We start from the raw sequence: 17,450 nt of genomic DNA, 5'->3' as shown, positions 1-17,450 counted from the left end.
GAACCGGTCAGTGAACCAACAATTTTTGCGTGTACAATCGATATCCTTGCTGGTTTTTTATTTGTAAAATATAAATATCCGCTGGAAGATCGAATGTGTCGAAACGCGTGGCTATCCCTGGATTTATATCGAATCGCTTCCGGGGAACCCCACGTTTGTTAACGACCTCACCTGTGAGCAGATCCGTATTTTCTGCCGACTCGGTTTGTATTTCATAAATGTTTTGCTGCTTTTGCAAAACATTTATTTTCATTCCATTGCAAGCGTCCGGAGCGTAAAGGATACGCGTAAATTGATATCGTCCATCATAATCGACTTGTTTGAGCCTGTAATAATTACGCGGATTAGGGAGGGAATCTGTGAAACGATATTGCTTAGATATGCTGCTTGATCCCGCTGCGCTTACCCGGCCGATATCCTCAAACGTTTTCGCATCGGCACTGCGCTGAATAACGAAATAATCCGCATTGACTTCCTGGCTGGTTGTCCAGTGCAGGTTTACATGACATTGTTCGGACTGTGCTTCAAAGCTTGCAAAATGAACCGGAAGTGCATCATTGATGGCAGTGCTGAAAAATGCAAACGGAGCGATTGTGACAGCGATTTCCTGGATCGTGAATTCCGACATTTCAACAGCCTCACGCGCGTCCGTATAGCGACGTAGCACAGGATAAGGGTCTTCTTTTTTGAAACCATAGGGATATCGGTTTGCCGAGTCCTGGATTGCAAAGCTGGACGGCCTGTTCATAACCAGCGACGCAGCAGGGCCAAATACCGGGATGCCGGGAACTGGCTCGGTGTATTTGTTTGGAACCGTTGACCAATGAAGAGGAAATTTCGGAGCATTTTTGCCAACGCCGGTAATCATGCTTTTAGACAACGGATTGTTGCCCAAAGGAATATCAAGCTGAATTTTTGCCAGATCCAGCAGTTCGGGCTTGGACAGCAGATAACTGAAGATGATATAGTCAAATGCATAGCTCTGGGCCATGCCAAAAGTCCCGTAGCCGACATAACCCTTAAAAGGATGATATGCACCGTGATACGCATGAATGTCCATTGTCCTCTGGTAGTAATTGACCAGCACCTCGGTATTCAGCTTGGACTTAAACTCCGCAACAGGAGCATTACTAACTGGAAATTTGGTTGTAGAATAAGCCCACGCCGCTTTGAAAGTATGGTGTGCCCAGCTCATGGTAGCATGGAACTCGTGAGGGATCTTGGCATAGTAATCCAGAAAAGCATTGTTATACATGACTTCGCCCGTCGTCTTATAGAGCTCGGCAGCCGCCCAGGCGCGGTTATCCAGGTCAATAGGATCCGGATAAGGTCCAGCCGAAATGCCGGGCACATTCACAGGAGCTGATGCTTGCGGATGCAGTTGCAGGAAACCCCAGGCTTTTTTCGCCATATCGAGACAATTCTGGGCGTAATTAGGGAAATAGGCTTTCAGATTTCGGGCCGCCATGGCCATCGCTGCTGCGAAAAGTGCTGTGGACTGCGTTGTTTTCTCAGAAACGAAAAGTGTACTGACCTCATCTTCCGGCAATCCGGTTGACCAGGTGGCAGGTGTAACCCGGAAATACACGCCACCATCTTGTGCCTGCATTTGTTTCAGCCAATCGGTTTCATATTTGATCTCATCGAGCAGGTCAGGAATGCTGTTGCCACTTTCGGGAATGTTGTAATAATTGTCCGGAAACTTTTGCGGATACAGCTCAAAAGCAGTAAAAAGAATAAATAAAGCACTCGCCGCCGTAGGGACATAGCGACCGTAGTCACCCGCATCCAGCCAGCCTTGGGCCATCGGAATTTTACTGCCGACAGCTGGATCGGAGGCACTGTGCAGCGGAGATGATGCGTGAGAAGAATGAATTTCCACCACCGACGCCGACAGACCGCCACGCTGCCAATTGCCGGTATGCTGCGAATCCAGCTTGCCCGATCTTTGGTAATACAAAGCCCTGGCCGTGTGCTTATGTAAGTCGTCGTACACTTCATCAGCAATGGTGAATGTTTCCGAACGGCCATAACTCTCTACATACAAATAATATGTGCCGGGAATGGTCACTTCCGAAAAATCCAGGTCCAAAACCAATTCGCCGCTGAATGATGAATCAGCTTTCAAAAACTTACTTACGCCGCTATAAACAACTTGATCTGCCTCGTCTCGAACCTCAAAAACCGGTGTATTGACCGAATCAACGGGCATAAACCAGGCATCGCCCAGAAAGTTGCCCAGCTTGCCCAGTTTCGGGCTATCGGGCAAATACCCAACCTGGTTGGCCTTTACGTTTCCGTAAATTGCAAGGTCATTGAAAGTGAACGCCGTGTCCAATGCAGCTGCATTACCAGATAGGTCCCTGATGTCAGTGACTGTCAAATTGTATAAGCCAGCATTATTCAATGGTTTATCAAAAATCAGATACAGCTCATACGCAACGATTGGCACTCCGGACGTCGGAAGTAACCCCTTAACATAATGATGCCGTCCGATTTTAACGGGATGTTGCTGTTGCAGATACGCCGGATTTGCCTGGCTCGCCAAACTGTAATTGGCATTTTTATAGCATCCTGCCGTATCAAACCGTTCACTAACGCTGAGCTTTAAAACCCGGCTGGAAACCGGTTGTAATGAGAGCTTGGGCGATTTTAAGTCGACCACCTGAATGTCATCGATAAAGTAGAAAAGTTGGTTTGAAGTTGTAGTTGCAAATTCGAGATATTCAATAGAACTGAGGTCATAACCTTGCTTTTTGAACAATGTCAGCGGAATTCTGACTTCCTTATAATCGGTAGCAATCCCGCCCGCACCCTGTATATAAGTGCCAATATCGACCCAATTGCTCTGCGCGAAGTAAGTGATAAGCCGTATGGAAGTCGTCTGCGAGTTTTGATTTGACTTTATAAAAAAACGAAGCTCATCGAACCCCGAAATATCCGCCCGCCAGGCATTGCTGCAATTAAACCCGATTTTCGGCATATGAAACTTATCCGGCTCCGCGCGAAAACAAGCACCACCGGCAAAAGCATCGGATCCCGAAATTACGGACCCGTATGCCTTATTACAACTAGCCGGATTTGCTTCACCGTCCCAGATTGTTTTTGTTTGAGAAAAGCATGGCCCAGCAATGACTGCCATGAAGAGAAAGAATATTTTGCACATATAGCACTTGAATGTTTGCAACATACAAGCGCTAAATCGGTGCCATACCAACTGTTTTTAAGCAGAGAGTTTTCCGGAGGCGGGTTTGAATGATTGATCGGTCAAATGATCTTGGAAGCGACTTTAAATTGTGGGGTTAAACGCATAAGACGTGGCTCTTACGATCTAATAACCTTTGGAGATCAAATCACTGTTTAGATTTTGAAACGCATCCCTAAGCTTATCGTGCCGCGGATTATCATTTCGGAGGATTAGCGAAGCATAACCATAGAATGTGTCAGCTCCTTGCAGATCAATGTCATACTTTTCGATCAATGTCGGTTTGTGTTCAGAAGCCTTTTTGTACCAATCTTTAAATAGTTTGCGACGGCACAGTTCGCGTGCATCATTGTTAGCACAAATCGAAACAATAGATTTAGTGGGGAACTTGGTCAGAAACTCCTCCATGATAGCGAAAATCGTATCCCGCACGCGGAAATCTATTTTTGCTCTTCGCTTTAAATTGCAATTTGAATCCAAGAAAAAAGCTTCAGACCTTCTCTCATTTGGAGAAAACCCAAAGCTCACAACATGTTCATTCAAATCTAAACAATCTTCAAAATAGTTAGTCCCGACAAAGAAAGCTGAATATTGATCGCCGGAATCAGTTACAAAATTGTAAGAAAGATTTACCTCAACGAAACTATAATGGTTTAATAAATTTGATTCCTCTGGCATTCAGCTCATCAATTGAAATTTCCCCTTGAAAAAAGCGGTAAATCGCTTTTTTGTCATCCAGCATTCTAAGAAAAACAGGCTGCTTCTGATCTGTATTGACACCAGCAACAACTTTTGTATTCGATTTCTTTGTTGTTTGTATCATTGTAAGTTGAGTTTCGTTTCTTAAAGATATTAAATGTTACGCGCCTATTCTAGCAGCAAAGCAGACCGTTTACCCTTCGGTTGAAATGAGCAAACGATCGGCTAAATATATTCTATACAAGGTTTCTCAACCCTAAAAATCCAAAATCCAAATCTCAATTATGCGCCTGCAAAACGCCAATACATTTATCAAATCGCTGCAACTGCATTAAAGATTAAACTCCCCCGGAGCATCGCAGCCTCAGAAACTTAGAAGCTCCGGGGTTTTTTATTACTGGATATAAGTCGAGTTTTCCGACAAAAATCAGTCAAAAATTTTAGTTTGGTGTGAATGTTACCTCAATTTTGACATCGATTTTACCAAAGTCTGACAAAATGTTTTCCATTCTCTTTTCAGAAATTCCTTGCTGATAAGTATAATCCTTCCAAGCACTTGTATACCTACCCTTCTTCACGTCCGGCGGCAAAGCCGGATAAATGTGCTTCGCCCACCAGTCAAAGGCCTCTTTCATCGTTGAGAATTTCTTCATAGCCAAGGATAGAAATCAAGTCGGAATTTCCGACAAAAAATTACAAATATCATTTGTTAGGCTTTATTCAAGAAGCCGCATTATTTGTCAATTTCTCTCAATCCAATCATAAAGATCCTCCAGCGATTTCCCCATTGTGGCAAGATTGGTTTTCGAATGAAGTGCGGGAATATCTTTATACGCAGGTCTATGGGTAATGGTTCGAAGACATCTTGGGCATTTCCAATGTTCATGAGATGCTTTCATACGCAAATAATGGCATCGTGCGCTTCGAGGAAACGTATCCAGTCTTTAAGCTTAACAGGCCGATTATTTCCCAACTATGCAGCTTGTAAGATGGAGGTTTTTACTCGCTCAGGAAAATCGAAATTTTGTAATATTTCTTTTTCTTCAAAGTGGAGCCAGGGGAGCGGCTGGTCCGACGATGGCTGTGGATTCCATCCCATCCTGGACAGTTCATCTTTTCGCTCGGACTCGCTGATACCGAACAGATCCTCAAAAAGCGTCTCTAAATTTTCCTTTAACGCGTTTACGGAATCCTCCTCATCAATGCCATAACCGGAAACATTGAGGGACGGTATGATACTTAATGTATGGTCGCCCTGCTGGCCCGTGTAGACAATAAGAATGCCTTCGATTTCGTCTTCGGCCAACGTGAGAATCTCTGACTGACATTTTTCAGCTTCATCCCAGTGGCTAACTTCTCGCAGTTCAAAGGTCGTCATGTCCGACAGTTTTGTTTTCATGAGTTTTGCCGGGAGATGTTTGATGTTATTTCACAAAGAAATACCCAGGCCTCAACTAGACACAATTTACAAATTTTCCGGTCAGTATGAATTATTTGTCGGCGCACAAAAAAAGCACCTAACAAATGTTAAGTGCTTGCGTGATCCGGATGTGATTCGAACACATGACCTGCTGCTTAGAAGGCAGCTGCTCTATCCAGCTGAGCTACCGGACCGTAGTCAAAAAAATAGGCAGTCAGCGATTCGCAGTTTTATCTGCAACGGCCTAACTGCCTAAATCTTTTTTGTCGGGGAGACAGGATTCGAACCTGCGACCCTCTGGTCCCAAACCAGATGCGCTACCGGGCTGCGCCACTCCCCGAGTTATTTTACTTGTTAGGCTGAGTCTCGATTTCGTCAAAGGTCAGCCCCTCTTTTTACTCTATTTTAGATCGGTGTAGAGGAAGCGGGATTCGAACCCGCGGTACCCTTGCGAGTACGGCAGTTTAGCAAACTACTGGTTTCAGCCACTCACCCATCCCTCCTTCTTTCCGTTCTGGGTTGCAAATATAGAAGGTTGCCGTTCAGAAAAACAAACATTTCCCTAAAAAAACTTTATCAGAAGCCACAATTCCCTATTTTTGAAAAATTTTAAATTACCCAAAGCGTTCATTATGAACTGGAATTACCCCTTTGACACCACTGAATTTTTTTTCATATTTTTTTTCATTTTAATCTACACAGCCTACATTATCCGCACCGTCCGCATCGCCCGGCAGTTGCAAACCACCGCAAGAACCCTCATCCTGAAACTATTTTTAAGGTCCATTACATTCGCATTATTGATCATCAGTTTACTCGGACCGTCGTTCGGGGAGGCCGACCGGCAGATCCAGTCCAAAGGCAAGGACATTTTTTTGATCGTGGACCTTTCCAAATCCATGGATGCAGCGGATGTGACCCCGTCGCGGTTGGAAAAAGTGAAATTTGAGATGAACAGATTTGTGCAGAATGAGCGGGCAAACCGGATCGGGATCATAATTTTTTCGAATGAAGCATTCATCCACGTGCCGCTGACTTATGATGGCGCTGCTTTGGAATTGTTTATACAATCTTTACAAACGGATTTACTGGCGACGGGCGGGACCAACATTTGCGATGCAACCGAACTGGCTTACAACAAATTAATGAATGCTGCCGATCCCGGTGGACGCTCGAAAATGATGATCCTTTTTACGGATGGTGAGAACAATTCATCTTGCAGCGGGCCGTTGTACAACAATTTACGTCGGTTTGGAATAGGCGTTTACACGGTGGCGGTGGGGACGAAAGTGGGCATCAGCATCCAGCAGGACGGCAAGCCGCTGATGGATAAAAACGACAAACTGGTGATCAGCAAACTGGATGAAAACTTCCTTAAAACGATGGCAACCGCGGCGAGAGGAACTTACTATGAGCTTAATAATACCAAAAATGACATGTTGAAACTCATCAATGACGTCAACCAGGCGGAGGGGACATTGGTCGATTCGCGGACAATTACGGTGGTGAGTAACAAATACTATTATTTCCTGGGCGCAGCACTGATCCTGATCCTGCTGGACGTTTTAATTACGATAGGAACGTTCCGACTATAAGGATTCATGCTTATTTTTGCGACACAAATCGACCGCCTATGACCGCCATTATTCTTTATATTCTGCTTTGGCTCTGGGATAATCGGACATTTGACTCCATTACCAAGGCCAATGAGCGGAAACTGGGCGCGGAGCAGGCATATAACAACAAACAATACAAGCAGTCGGCCGATTTGTATTACCAAATTACGTACGGCTCCCTTTTTTCCGACCCGGCGGCGCGCCTGAATCTGGCCCACTCCTACTATCAGATGGGCAATTACAAATTGGCGCTGAAACATTACGAACTGCTGGATCACATTGATGATAACACCATTGCATCCATTGCGAACAGCCAAATCGCATTAATTCGAGTGAATCAAAAGGACACAGTGAACGCACTCGACCATTTGAAAACAGCGCTGCGGCTGGAACCAGGAAACAGCCTGGCACGGAGCAATTACATTGTTTTGAAAAAAGCATTTTCAGGCATCGACAAGCCTTCTGACCAGAATAATAAGAAACAAAAATCGGAGCGGGATGCCATTGCGGAGCGCAACCAGCCCGCGCCGCCGGAGCCGAAACCGGAGACGCGGGAAGTGGCCGAAGATGTGCAGAAAGAGGAGCTGCTGCGAAGTTTGCGGGAAATGAATATGTCTGAGGAGCAGGCCCGTGCGATATTGGATGCCATGAAATCAAACGAATCGCAATATATTTACCAGCTCAGAAGGAAGCAATACAAGTCTAAAACAGCAAAACAAGACGAAATAGAGTGGTAATTTTTACTATAAAAAGATGAATAGCATTCCAGAAACCAACTTTCAATTTCCTGGCCAGACAGCGTTTTACAAAGGAAAAGTGCGCGACGTTTATTCCTTCGAGAAAAAACTTGTGATGGTTGCCAGCGACCGCATTTCGGCTTTCGACGTGATCCTGCCTCGGGCAATTCCATATAAAGGACAGGTTTTGAACCAAATAGCGGCACATTTCCTCAATGCTACGTCGGGCATTGTCCCTAACTGGCTCCAAGAAGTGCCAGATCCGAATGTGAGCATTGGCTTGAAATGCCAGGCTTATCCTGTGGAAATGGTGGTGCGCGGCTATCTGGCGGGACATGCGTGGCGGGAATATTCGCTTGGAAAGCGCTCGGTATGCGGCGTTTCTTTGCCGGATGGATTGAAAGAAAATGATAAACTTCCCCAGCCCATTATTACGCCAACCACGAAAGCGCACGAAGGACACGACGAGGACATTTCGCGCGAAGAAATCCTTGCGCAGGGCCTGGTAAGCGAAGATGATTACGAGCATTTGGAAAAATATACGCTTGCGCTTTTTGCCAAAGGAACCGAAATGGCTGCCGATCAGGGGCTGATCCTGGTGGATACAAAATATGAGTTTGGCCAACTGGATGGCATAATTTACCTCATTGACGAAATCCACACGCCGGATTCATCGCGCTATTTCTATGCAGACGTATATGCGGAAAACCAGCGGGCGGGACTTCCCCAGAAACAGCTTAGCAAGGAATTTGTAAGAGAGTGGCTCATTCAGAATGGCTTTCAAGGAAAAGAGGGTCAGACTGTTCCGGTGATGGACGATGAGCGCATTCAGCTAATCTCGGACCGTTACATTGAGTTATTTGAAAAAGTAACAGGCAATAAATTCCAGAAAAACAATCTGGACGATCCATTGAAAAGAATAGAAAACGCCATTTTGAGAGCGTTGTAATCACATTCTGTTGATATTTTATTAAAAATCTTGTTTGAACAAAACAAAAAATTGAAATGAACTATAAACTGGAAAAGAAAGAACAATTCGTATATATAGAGCTGGAAGAGCCCGCATTTGCTGGTGACGTCCCGGCGGCATTTGAGGAAACGGCGCGCGAAATTTTCCGTGAAGGTTACCACAATCTGATCGTCAATATGCAGCCTGTGAAATCGGTGGATGCGGCAGGAACTGCAATTTTGAAAAAGATAAACTGGCTCTGTGCCAATGACCTTGGCCTGCTCGTGATCGTGACGCGGGATGATGATTTTATGGACTTGCTGGAAGATCTGAAAATTCCGGATATGGAAGTTTTACCATCCAAAGAGGAAGCCATTGACGCCGTTTTCATGCATAGTCTGGAGAACGAATTCGGTACGGGTGACGATGGGTATGATGATGAGGATTACGACAATGTAAGCGAATCCAAAGAGCCATAACCAGCACAAAAAATTCATAAACACAATTGCCCAGCCTTGAAAGGCTGGGCTTTTTTTTGGTCATAATAGAAAGATTTATTATTTTAACAAGACGGTATTTGGATTTAGGTAAGACAGCTTAATAGTGGTTTTTGATTATGAATTTGACAACTAATCACTAAAAGCACTGATCGTTTTATCAATATTTCTATATTAATTGTGATAAAAAAATCAAAATCTCATACAGATAGAAAATTTTGCCATTTCCGTATTCGGCCAAATATCTTTTATGGTTATCTTGCGTGGCTTTACCCAATTCATAACGGGATGGCGGTTTCTTAAAAATTTTTAATTGCTTATTTAAACAAATTCTATTTACGAATTTGTCAACTCTAGAATCTTCGATTAATGTCGCAAATGTCTGAACCAATGGTAGAAAATCAGGGACTGTACCGTCCGGAATTTGAGCATGATGCATGTGGTATAGGTTTCCGGGCTAACATTAAGGGCCGCAAGTCACACCAGATCGTGGCTGACGCCATTCACATGCTCGAACGCATGGAGCATAGGGGTGCTACCGGTTTCGATCCGAACACGGGTGATGGCGCAGGCATTTTGATTCAGATTCCACACGAGTTCTTTGTTGAAGAATGTTCAAAGCTTGGTTTTCAATTGCCGCCAGCGGGTGAGTATGGCGTGGGGATGATCTTTTTTCCGGGCAACGAAATCATGCGCGAGGAATGCCGCGACATTCTGAGCCGTAAAGCCAAAAAGCTTGGATTGCATATATTAGGTTACAGAAAAGTGCCAACATTAAACAACACATTGGGCGAGGGTTCATTGTCTGTTGAACCGCATGTTGAGCAATTGTTTATCAAACGTCCGGACGAAGTAACGGACGATCTTGGGTTTGAAAGAAAGCTTTACATCCTGCGCCAGGTTTCTGCGCGGATTATCAGAGATACGGTTAAGGGCGTGGAAAGAAGCTTTTACTATTCTTCCCTATCCTGCCGCACGATCTCATACAAAGGTCAGCTTACGACTGCCCAGCTAAAATATTACTTCCCGGATCTGGAAAACGAATCGGTGGTTTCGGCCCTTGCGGTTGTTCACTCGCGTTTTTCTACCAATACATTCCCTTCGTGGGAGCTTGCTCAGCCGTTCCGCTACATTGCGCATAATGGTGAGATCAACACCGTAAAAGGAAATGTGAACTGGATCCGTGCCGGGGAAAAATCATTCGCTTCTGAGTTTTTTACAAAAGAAGAAATGGACATGATCGTCCCGATTTGCGACAGAAACCAATCTGACTCTGCAAACCTGGACAATGCCATTGAATTGCTGCACCTTTCGGGCCGCTCATTACCGCACGTAATGATGATGCTGATTCCTGAGGCTTGGGACGGAAATGAGCAGATGGATCCGGAACGCAAAGCATTTTACGAATACAATGCTGCGATGATGGAGCCTTGGGATGGTCCGGCTTCGATCTCGTTCACAGATGGTAAAATGGTGGGCGCAACGCTTGACCGTAACGGTCTTCGCCCTTCACGTTACTGGGTTTTGGACGATGATACGATCATTATGGCGTCTGAGGCTGGCGTTTTGGATGTGGATCAGTCAAGGGTTGTTACCAAAGGTCGTTTGCAGCCAGGACGCATGTTCGTCGTGGATATGGAGCAAGGCCGCATTATTCCGGATGAAGAAATTAAAGCAGCAGTTTGTTCAGGTCAGCCTTATCAGAAATGGCTGGATGATAACAAGTTGCACGTAGATCAGCTGGATCACCCGATCCGGACTTACCGCGCTTATGACGACAATGCATTGCTGAAACGTCAGGTTGCATTTGGTTACACTTCAGAAGATTTACGCATGATCCTGGCTCCTATGGGACAAACAGGTCAGGAAGCGATCGGTTCGATGGGAACGGATGTGCCTTTGGCCGTGCTTTCGGAGCAAAGCCAGCATTTGTCTAATTATTTCAAACAGCTTTTTGCACAAGTTACCAACCCACCGATTGACTCGATCCGCGAACGTTCGATTATGTCGCTGATTTCGTTTGTGGGTGGAACAGAAAATATATTAACCGAGACGCCGAAACATTGTCGCCAGATCGCGCTGCCGCATCCGATTTTGTCGGTGCAGGAGTTTGATAAACTGCGTTTTGTAGATAAAGACGGCTTCCAGGCGAAAACTATTAACACCTATTTCCGCGCTGACGAAGGCGGAAAAGCGCTGGAAAGGGCATTGGAGCGCATATGCCGCTATGCAACGGACGCAATCGATGACGGATTTGAAATCCTGATCCTTTCCGACCGTGCGATTGACTCGGATCACGCGCCAATTCCTTCGCTACTAGCCACTGCAACCATTCACCACCATCTGATCCGTGAAGGATTGAGAGGAAAAGTAGGGTTATTGGTTGAAGCGGGAGACGTTTGGGAAACACATCACGTTGCCGCCTTGATCGGTTATGGTGCAGCGGGAATTTGCCCTTATATGGCATTTGAAACACTTTCTTTCATGAATCGCAAGAAGATGATTGAAGGTGAGTTTACGGATGAAAAACTGCATTACAACTACATTAAGGCCGTTAATAAGGAGCTTTTGAAGATTTTCTCCAAAATGGGAATTTCAACATTGCAGTCTTACCAAGGCGCTCAGATCTTCGAATGCGTTGGTTTGAATAAAGATGTGGTTGATAAATATTTCACAGGAACCATTTCCCGCATCAGTGGAATGGGCATTTCTGAGATTGCGCGTGAAATCCTGGTGCGTCACAAAGTGGCTTACCACGAAACACCGGATTCGAAACCGAAGCTGGAAGTCGGTGGATTTTACCAATGGAAACAACGCGGAGAAGCGCACATTTTCAACCCGGCTTCCGTCCATTTGTTGCAGCATTCTACGAAAACAAACAGTTACGAAACATTTAAGAAATACTCAAAACTGATTGATGATCAGAGCCATAAGGCGTTAACGCTTCGCGGTTTGCTTCGTTTCAAAAAAGGAACGAGCATTCCAATTGAAGAAGTGGAACCGGTGGAAAGCATTTTCAAACGGTTTGCTACGGGAGCCATGTCATTTGGTTCTATTTCGTGGGAAGCGCATACGACATTGGCCATTGCCATGAACAGGATCGGTGGAAAATCGAACTCTGGCGAAGGCGGCGAGGACGAATTGCGTTACACGCCTTTGGCAAATGGCGACAGCATGAATTCGCAGATTAAGCAGGTTGCTTCGGGACGTTTCGGGGTTACCAGCCACTATCTGAGCAATGCTGGCGAGTTACAGATCAAAACAGCACAGGGTGCAAAACCAGGTGAAGGTGGACAGCTTCCAGGCTTTAAAGTGGATGACTGGATCGGCCGCACGCGTCACTCGACGCCGGGCGTAGGCTTGATCTCTCCCCCGCCCCACCACGATATTTACTCGATTGAGGATTTGGCTCAGTTGATCTTTGACCTTAAAAATGCAAACCGTCAGGCGCGTATCAGTGTAAAACTGGTTTCGGAAGCCGGTGTCGGAACGGTTGCTTCGGGTGTTGCGAAAGCGCATGCGGACCACATTCTGATCTCAGGTTACGACGGCGGAACGGGTGCTTCCCCATTGAGCTCGATCCGTCACGCAGGTTTGCCTTGGGAGCTTGGTCTTGCGGAAACGCACCAGACTTTGGTTAAAAACAAATTGCGCGGACGGGTTACCGTTCAGGCTGATGGTCAGCTTCGTACAGGTCGCGACCTTGCGATTGCGGCGATGTTGGGCGCGGAAGAATGGGGCGTGGCGACGGCTGCATTGGTTGCGGCAGGTTGCATTATGATGCGCAAATGCCATTTGAACACTTGCCCTGTCGGCGTAGCAACACAAAATAAAGAATTGCGCGCATTGTTCTCGGGTAAGCCTGAGCACGTGGTGAACATGTTCCATTTCATGGCCGAAGAGTTGCGCGAAATCATGGCACAACTTGGTTTCCGGACTGTAAATGAGATGGTTGGCCAGGCTCAATATCTCGAACTGCGTAACGATATCAAACATTGGAAATACAAAAACCTAAATTTCGACGCCATATTATATAAAGAAGGCGATCTTTCAGTGGCTCAGTTCAAACAGGAAGAACAGGATCACGGCATCGACAGCATTATCGACTGGGATCTGATCAAGGCGGCGCAACCTGCGCTGGACAGCCAGGAGGAAATTTATGCCGAGTTTGCATTGAACAACCTGAACCGTTCGGTTGGAACAATGTTATCGAACGAGATTTCAAAAAAATACGGCGGTGCTGGTCTTGCAAAAGGCAACATTCATTTCAAATTCCGTGGAACGGCCGGACAAAGTTTTGGTGCATTTAACACAGCCGGGCTTCGTCTGGAACTGGAAGGCGACGCCAATGACTATTTCGGAAAAGGACTTTGCGGCGCTGAACTGATTGTTTATCCAGACCGCGACTCGAAATTCAAGCCGGAAGAGAACATTATCATTGGTAACGTTGCTTTCTACGGCGCAACGTCGGGCGATGCTTATATCAGAGGAACAGCCGGAGAACGTTTCTGTGTGCGTAACTCAGGTGCGAAAGTGGTTGTTGAAGGCGTTGGTGACCACGGTCTGGAATACATGACGGGCGGTTTGGCTGTGATTCTTGGTGAAACAGGAAGAAACTTCGCGGCCGGGATGTCGGGCGGTGTGGCTTATGTTTTGGATAAAAACGGCACATTCAAAGAGAAAGTGAACATGGAAATGGTTTCACTGGATCCACTTAACGAAGAAGATCAGGGCATTTTGCGCGAATATCTGGACAAACATTTCCAGTATACAACCAGCAACATTGCATTCCAGCTGATCCAGAACTGGGAACAATCTGTGAAGCAATTTGTGAAAGTGTTGCCTGCCGATTTCAAGAAAGCTTTGGAAGGACGCAACATTACATTGGCGCAGCAGATTGCCGATAAGAATGTGGTTTACAAAGATATCGTTGTGGATGTAGTTCATCAATAAGCGGTTACCACGTTTTGTTGAAGTTGTTTTAATTAGAATAACGATTTAATAAGAAATATAAGAATGGGAAAACCAACCGGATTTTTAGAGTTTGAAAGGGAGTTGCCAAAGAAAAGAAGTGTTGACGAACGTCTTTCGGATTACCGCGAGATTGAAACTGCCCCAACTGACTCTCATTCCAAACAGCAGGCAGCCCGTTGCATGGACTGCGGAATCCCTTTTTGCCACAATGGCTGCCCGCTAGGCAACATTATCCCCGAGTTCAACGACGCGGTGTATGATGAAAACTGGGCGCTGGCTTACGAAATTTTGTCATCGACCAACAACTTCCCTGAATTTACGGGAAGGATATGCCCTGCCCCATGCGAATCTTCTTGCGTTCTTGGCATTAACAAGCCACCAGTGGCGATTGAATACATTGAAAAAGCGATCATTGAGAAAGCTTTTGAACTAGGCCTTGTAAAACCAAGAATCCCAAAATTCCGCACCGGCAGAAAAGTGGCTGTTATCGGTTCCGGACCTGCAGGAATGGCGGCTGCTTACCAGCTTAACCAAGCCGGACATTCGGTTGTTTTGATGGAACGCGCTGATAAAATCGGTGGACTGGTTCGTTACGGAATTCCTGATTTCAAGCTGGATAAAGGCGTTATTGACCGTCGTTTGGCAGTTATGGAAGCCGAAGGCGTTGAATTCCGCACGAATGTGAATGTGGGTGTTACTGTGAAAGCAAATGAATTGCTGGATGAGTTCGATGCAGTTTTATTGACAATGGGATCGACGGTTCCAAGAGATGTAAAAATCGAAGGACGTCATTTGAAAGGCGTACACTTTGCGATGGAATTCCTGAGCCAGCAAAACAAACGCGTTGCCGGAATCGATCCAGCAGTGGATCACCGCGGAGCGCCTTACACAAACGGACAGATCATTGCGAAAGACAAACACGTGGTGGTAATCGGTGGCGGTGACACGGGTTCTGACTGCGTAGGAACGTCCGGCCGTCATGGTGCAGCTTCCATTACACAAATTGAATTGATGCCGATTCCTCCAAAAGATCGTGATGCGAGCACGCCTTGGCCAAACTGGCCGATGATGTTGCGGACTTCAACTTCGCACGAGGAAGGCTGCGACAGACATTGGTCTATCAATACAAAAGAATTTGTTGGCGACGAAAACGGCAATTTAAAAGAATTGAAAATCGTTGACCTCGATTGGCAAAAAGATCCAGAAACGGGCCGGATGCAAATGAAAGAAGTAGCAGGAAGCGAAAGAAACATTCCTTGCGACCTGGCATTTTTGGCAGCCGGATTCTTGCACCCGCAACAAGAAGGCCTTCTGAATGACCTGGAAGTGGAATTTGACGAGCGCGGCAATATTAAAACAAACGGTTATCAATCAACTTCCAACGAAAAAGTGTTCGCAGCCGGTGACTGCCGCCGTGGACAATCTTTGGTTGTGTGGGCGATCAGCGAAGGACGCGAAGCTGCAAGATCGGTTGATGAATATCTGATGGGACAATCGTTCCTGGAAGCAAAAGCGGTTTCCATGTTCAACCCTGCATTTGCGCATGCCTGATCGGTGATTTTATAAAAGCTACATATTATATTAAGCGAGAAGCTGCTCCAGATGGGCAGCTTCTTATTTTATATCCCTTTATATTTGACCACAAATATTGGCCGACACCATTTAAAATAATGTTTTTACACCATTCGCCTTTCTGGCTGAAAGCGTTTTTCCCAGGCTTTATCTGGCGCGTTCCGACGCAGGAAAAAAAGATTTACCTAACCTTTGACGACGGCCCTATTCCCGACATTACCGAGTCTGTTCTGGAAACATTGGCACGTTATAAGGCGAAAGCGACCTTTTTTTGCATTGGAAATAATGTGGAGAAACATCCGGAGATCTACAAACAACTACTTGATAATCAACATGCGATAGGCAATCACACATTCAATCACATGAATGGCTGGAAGACTGAGGATGCAGTGTATCTCGACAACATTAAGCAATGTGAGAAGCAGCTGAATGTGCCGACGAATCTATTCAGGCCACCTTATGGACGGATCAAAAAAAGCCAGTCGCGTGTTGTTAAAAGTGAGCGCGCCATTATCATGTGGGATGTTTTAAGCGGGGATTTTTCCAAAGAAATTACACAGGAAATTTGTCTGCGAAAATCGATTCAATATACCCGGCCTGGCTCAATTGTTTTGTTCCACGACAGCGTCAAAGCCGCACCTAACATGCAATACGCGCTTCCGAGGTTTTTGGAGCATTTCAGTAATGAGGGATTTACATTCGAAGCAATGGCGATGAAGTGACGCTATGACATTATTAATGAACACTTTATGATCGCAAAATTTATACTATTACATGCTTCAAACCGGCAATCGCATTAAAGTGAGCGTGCTCGTCGCGGCACGTAACGAAGAAAATAATATTGAAAGATGTCTCAAATCGCTGCATGAACTCGATTTTCCGAAAGAAAATATTGAAATCATTATCGGCGACGACGATTCCGAAGACCTTACCGAAGAGCTTATAGCCGGATTTATTTGGGACAAACACCAGTTTAAATGCCTTAAAATCACGAAGCAAGTTGCGGGATTAAAGGGAAAAGCCAATGTGCTGGCGCAGCTTGCGCACGAAGCCAAAGGTGATTATCTGTTCTATTGTGACGCCGACATTACCGTTGCGCCAACTTGGGTAAAGGGCATGCTAAGGCATTTTAAAGAGAAAACCGGCGTCGTAGTCGGCCTTACGCGCATGAAAAAAAGCCATTTACGAGCAGATCTTTTGTCAACCGAATGGCTGTTTGCGCTGAGTGTCGCTCGCTTTTTTTCTTTGTTCAAAATTCCAATGACCGGCATGGGTAACAACATGGCCGTGGCTCGGGAAGCGTATTTCGCCGTTGGCGGTTATGAAAAGCTTGGGTTTTCCATTGTGGAGGATTACACGCTATTTATGGGCATCGCAAAAGGCGGCTATGATTTCAAAATGGCGTATCACAGGGACATTCTGAATGTTTCCGAACCCGTTACCAGCTTTGCAGAGTTGCTGAAACAGCGGAAACGTTGGATGCAGGGCGTTATGCAGTCGTTTTGGGTGACCAAATGGAGCCTGATCCTGTCATCCTTGATCGTTCCCATATTTCTGATTCTCTCCGTATGGTTTCCTATCGAGCCGTGGATCGGGATAGGGCGCTATTACGTGCTGATCACGACTATTTCGCTGATTTCCATTGTGTTGTTGCGGCAATTTGACCTTTGGAAAGCCGCGCTGCTGTTCTGGTTTCACATGACGCTGATCGGGTGGATTATGCTGGCCAATTACTTTTTACCTGGAAAAACCGTCTGGAAAGGACGTGAATATTAATACAA

Annotated in this window: 13 protein-coding genes and 3 tRNA genes; 8 read left to right on the top strand and 8 right to left on the bottom strand. The window is 45.7% G+C overall.

Annotation, left to right across the window (positions count from 1 at the left end; all coding sequences use genetic code 11):
• Positions 1 to 7 precede the first annotated feature (7 nt).
• The 8 genes from NFI80_RS02650 to NFI80_RS02615 all read right to left on the bottom strand — a co-directional run bounded on the left by NFI80_RS02650 (position 8) and on the right by NFI80_RS02615 (position 5,827).
• Entirely contained in the window at positions 8 to 3,142 is a 3,135-nt protein-coding gene (locus tag NFI80_RS02650) for a glycoside hydrolase family 9 protein (RefSeq protein ID WP_235164997.1), read from the bottom strand.
• Positions 3,143 to 3,331: 189 nt separating this feature from the next.
• Entirely contained in the window at positions 3,332 to 3,883 is a 552-nt protein-coding gene (locus NFI80_RS02645; RefSeq protein WP_235164998.1) for a DUF6169 family protein, read from the bottom strand.
• Positions 3,849 to 4,028, bottom strand: coding sequence for a hypothetical protein (locus tag NFI80_RS02640; protein WP_235164999.1), 180 nt, complete (start codon positions 4,026 to 4,028; stop codon positions 3,849 to 3,851). Before NFI80_RS02640 ends, NFI80_RS02645 begins: the two co-directional genes overlap by 35 nt.
• 316 nt (positions 4,029 to 4,344) lie before the next feature.
• Positions 4,345 to 4,557 (bottom strand): hypothetical protein, encoded by a 213-nt coding sequence (locus tag NFI80_RS02635; RefSeq protein WP_235165000.1) that lies wholly within the window; start codon positions 4,555 to 4,557, stop codon positions 4,345 to 4,347.
• Positions 4,558 to 4,877: 320 nt separating this feature from the next.
• A complete protein-coding gene (locus NFI80_RS02630; RefSeq protein ID WP_235165001.1) occupies positions 4,878 to 5,303 on the bottom strand; it encodes a hypothetical protein in 426 nt (141 codons plus the stop codon).
• A gap of 141 nt (positions 5,304 to 5,444) precedes the next feature.
• Positions 5,445 to 5,518, bottom strand: a tRNA-Arg gene (locus tag NFI80_RS02625).
• Between the two features lie 72 nt (positions 5,519 to 5,590).
• Positions 5,591 to 5,664: transfer RNA gene (locus tag NFI80_RS02620), tRNA-Pro, on the bottom strand.
• Positions 5,665 to 5,740: 76 nt separating this feature from the next.
• A tRNA-Ser gene (locus NFI80_RS02615) sits at positions 5,741 to 5,827 on the bottom strand.
• A 129-nt stretch (positions 5,828 to 5,956) separates the two neighbouring features.
• On the opposite strand from NFI80_RS02615, the gene NFI80_RS02610 reads away from it, so the two are divergent.
• The 8 genes from NFI80_RS02610 to NFI80_RS02575 all read left to right on the top strand — a co-directional run bounded on the left by NFI80_RS02610 (position 5,957) and on the right by NFI80_RS02575 (position 17,445).
• Positions 5,957 to 6,919 carry a vWA domain-containing protein gene (locus tag NFI80_RS02610; RefSeq protein WP_233797641.1) on the top strand — a complete coding sequence of 321 codons (963 nt, stop codon included), beginning with the start codon at positions 5,957 to 5,959 and terminating at the stop codon, positions 6,917 to 6,919.
• Positions 6,920 to 6,957: 38 nt separating this feature from the next.
• On the top strand, positions 6,958 to 7,677 hold the full coding sequence (locus NFI80_RS02605) for a hypothetical protein (RefSeq protein WP_235165002.1): 720 nt from the start codon (positions 6,958 to 6,960) through the stop codon (positions 7,675 to 7,677).
• A gap of 16 nt (positions 7,678 to 7,693) precedes the next feature.
• Positions 7,694 to 8,626 (top strand): phosphoribosylaminoimidazolesuccinocarboxamide synthase, encoded by a 933-nt coding sequence (locus NFI80_RS02600; protein ID WP_235165003.1) that lies wholly within the window; start codon positions 7,694 to 7,696, stop codon positions 8,624 to 8,626.
• Between the two features lie 56 nt (positions 8,627 to 8,682).
• On the top strand, positions 8,683 to 9,105 hold the full coding sequence (locus tag NFI80_RS02595; protein ID WP_235165004.1) for an STAS domain-containing protein: 423 nt from the start codon (positions 8,683 to 8,685) through the stop codon (positions 9,103 to 9,105).
• Between the two features lie 387 nt (positions 9,106 to 9,492).
• The gene (gene gltB / locus NFI80_RS02590; RefSeq protein WP_374759673.1) at positions 9,493 to 14,076 is read left to right on the top strand and encodes a glutamate synthase large subunit; all 4,584 of its coding nucleotides are present in this window, start codon (positions 9,493 to 9,495) and stop codon (positions 14,074 to 14,076) included.
• A 63-nt stretch (positions 14,077 to 14,139) separates the two neighbouring features.
• Positions 14,140 to 15,648 (top strand): glutamate synthase subunit beta, encoded by a 1,509-nt coding sequence (locus tag NFI80_RS02585; protein ID WP_235165006.1) that lies wholly within the window; start codon positions 14,140 to 14,142, stop codon positions 15,646 to 15,648.
• Positions 15,649 to 15,767: 119 nt separating this feature from the next.
• Complete coding sequence (locus NFI80_RS02580) at positions 15,768 to 16,391, top strand: polysaccharide deacetylase family protein (protein WP_235165007.1); 624 nt, start codon at positions 15,768 to 15,770, stop codon at positions 16,389 to 16,391.
• A 52-nt stretch (positions 16,392 to 16,443) separates the two neighbouring features.
• Complete coding sequence (locus NFI80_RS02575) at positions 16,444 to 17,445, top strand: glycosyltransferase (protein ID WP_235165008.1); 1,002 nt, start codon at positions 16,444 to 16,446, stop codon at positions 17,443 to 17,445.
• Positions 17,446 to 17,450 lie beyond the last annotated feature (5 nt).

This window comes from Dyadobacter chenhuakuii, from assembly GCF_023821985.2.
Classification (GTDB): domain Bacteria; phylum Bacteroidota; class Bacteroidia; order Cytophagales; family Spirosomataceae; genus Dyadobacter; species Dyadobacter chenhuakuii.
This window is presented reverse-complemented; position numbering and strand designations above follow the sequence as displayed.

Excerpts from the sequence above, each read along its gene's own strand:
- NFI80_RS02650 (WP_235164997.1), bottom strand. The coding sequence starts at position 3,142 with ATGGCAGTCATTGCTGGGCCATGCTTTTCTCAAACAAAAACAATCTGG.
- NFI80_RS02645 (WP_235164998.1), bottom strand. The coding sequence starts at position 3,883 with ATGCCAGAGGAATCAAATTTATTAAACCATTATAGTTTCGTTGAGGTA.
- NFI80_RS02640 (WP_235164999.1), bottom strand. The coding sequence starts at position 4,028 with ATGATACAAACAACAAAGAAATCGAATACAAAAGTTGTTGCTGGTGTC.
- NFI80_RS02635 (WP_235165000.1), bottom strand. The coding sequence starts at position 4,557 with ATGAAGAAATTCTCAACGATGAAAGAGGCCTTTGACTGGTGGGCGAAG.
- NFI80_RS02630 (WP_235165001.1), bottom strand. The coding sequence starts at position 5,303 with ATGAAAACAAAACTGTCGGACATGACGACCTTTGAACTGCGAGAAGTT.
- NFI80_RS02610 (WP_233797641.1), top strand. The coding sequence starts at position 5,957 with ATGAACTGGAATTACCCCTTTGACACCACTGAATTTTTTTTCATATTT.
- NFI80_RS02605 (WP_235165002.1), top strand. The coding sequence starts at position 6,958 with ATGACCGCCATTATTCTTTATATTCTGCTTTGGCTCTGGGATAATCGG.
- NFI80_RS02600 (WP_235165003.1), top strand. The coding sequence starts at position 7,694 with ATGAATAGCATTCCAGAAACCAACTTTCAATTTCCTGGCCAGACAGCG.
- NFI80_RS02595 (WP_235165004.1), top strand. The coding sequence starts at position 8,683 with ATGAACTATAAACTGGAAAAGAAAGAACAATTCGTATATATAGAGCTG.
- gltB (WP_374759673.1), top strand. The coding sequence starts at position 9,493 with ATGTCGCAAATGTCTGAACCAATGGTAGAAAATCAGGGACTGTACCGT.
- NFI80_RS02585 (WP_235165006.1), top strand. The coding sequence starts at position 14,140 with ATGGGAAAACCAACCGGATTTTTAGAGTTTGAAAGGGAGTTGCCAAAG.
- NFI80_RS02580 (WP_235165007.1), top strand. The coding sequence starts at position 15,768 with ATGTTTTTACACCATTCGCCTTTCTGGCTGAAAGCGTTTTTCCCAGGC.
- NFI80_RS02575 (WP_235165008.1), top strand. The coding sequence starts at position 16,444 with ATGCTTCAAACCGGCAATCGCATTAAAGTGAGCGTGCTCGTCGCGGCA.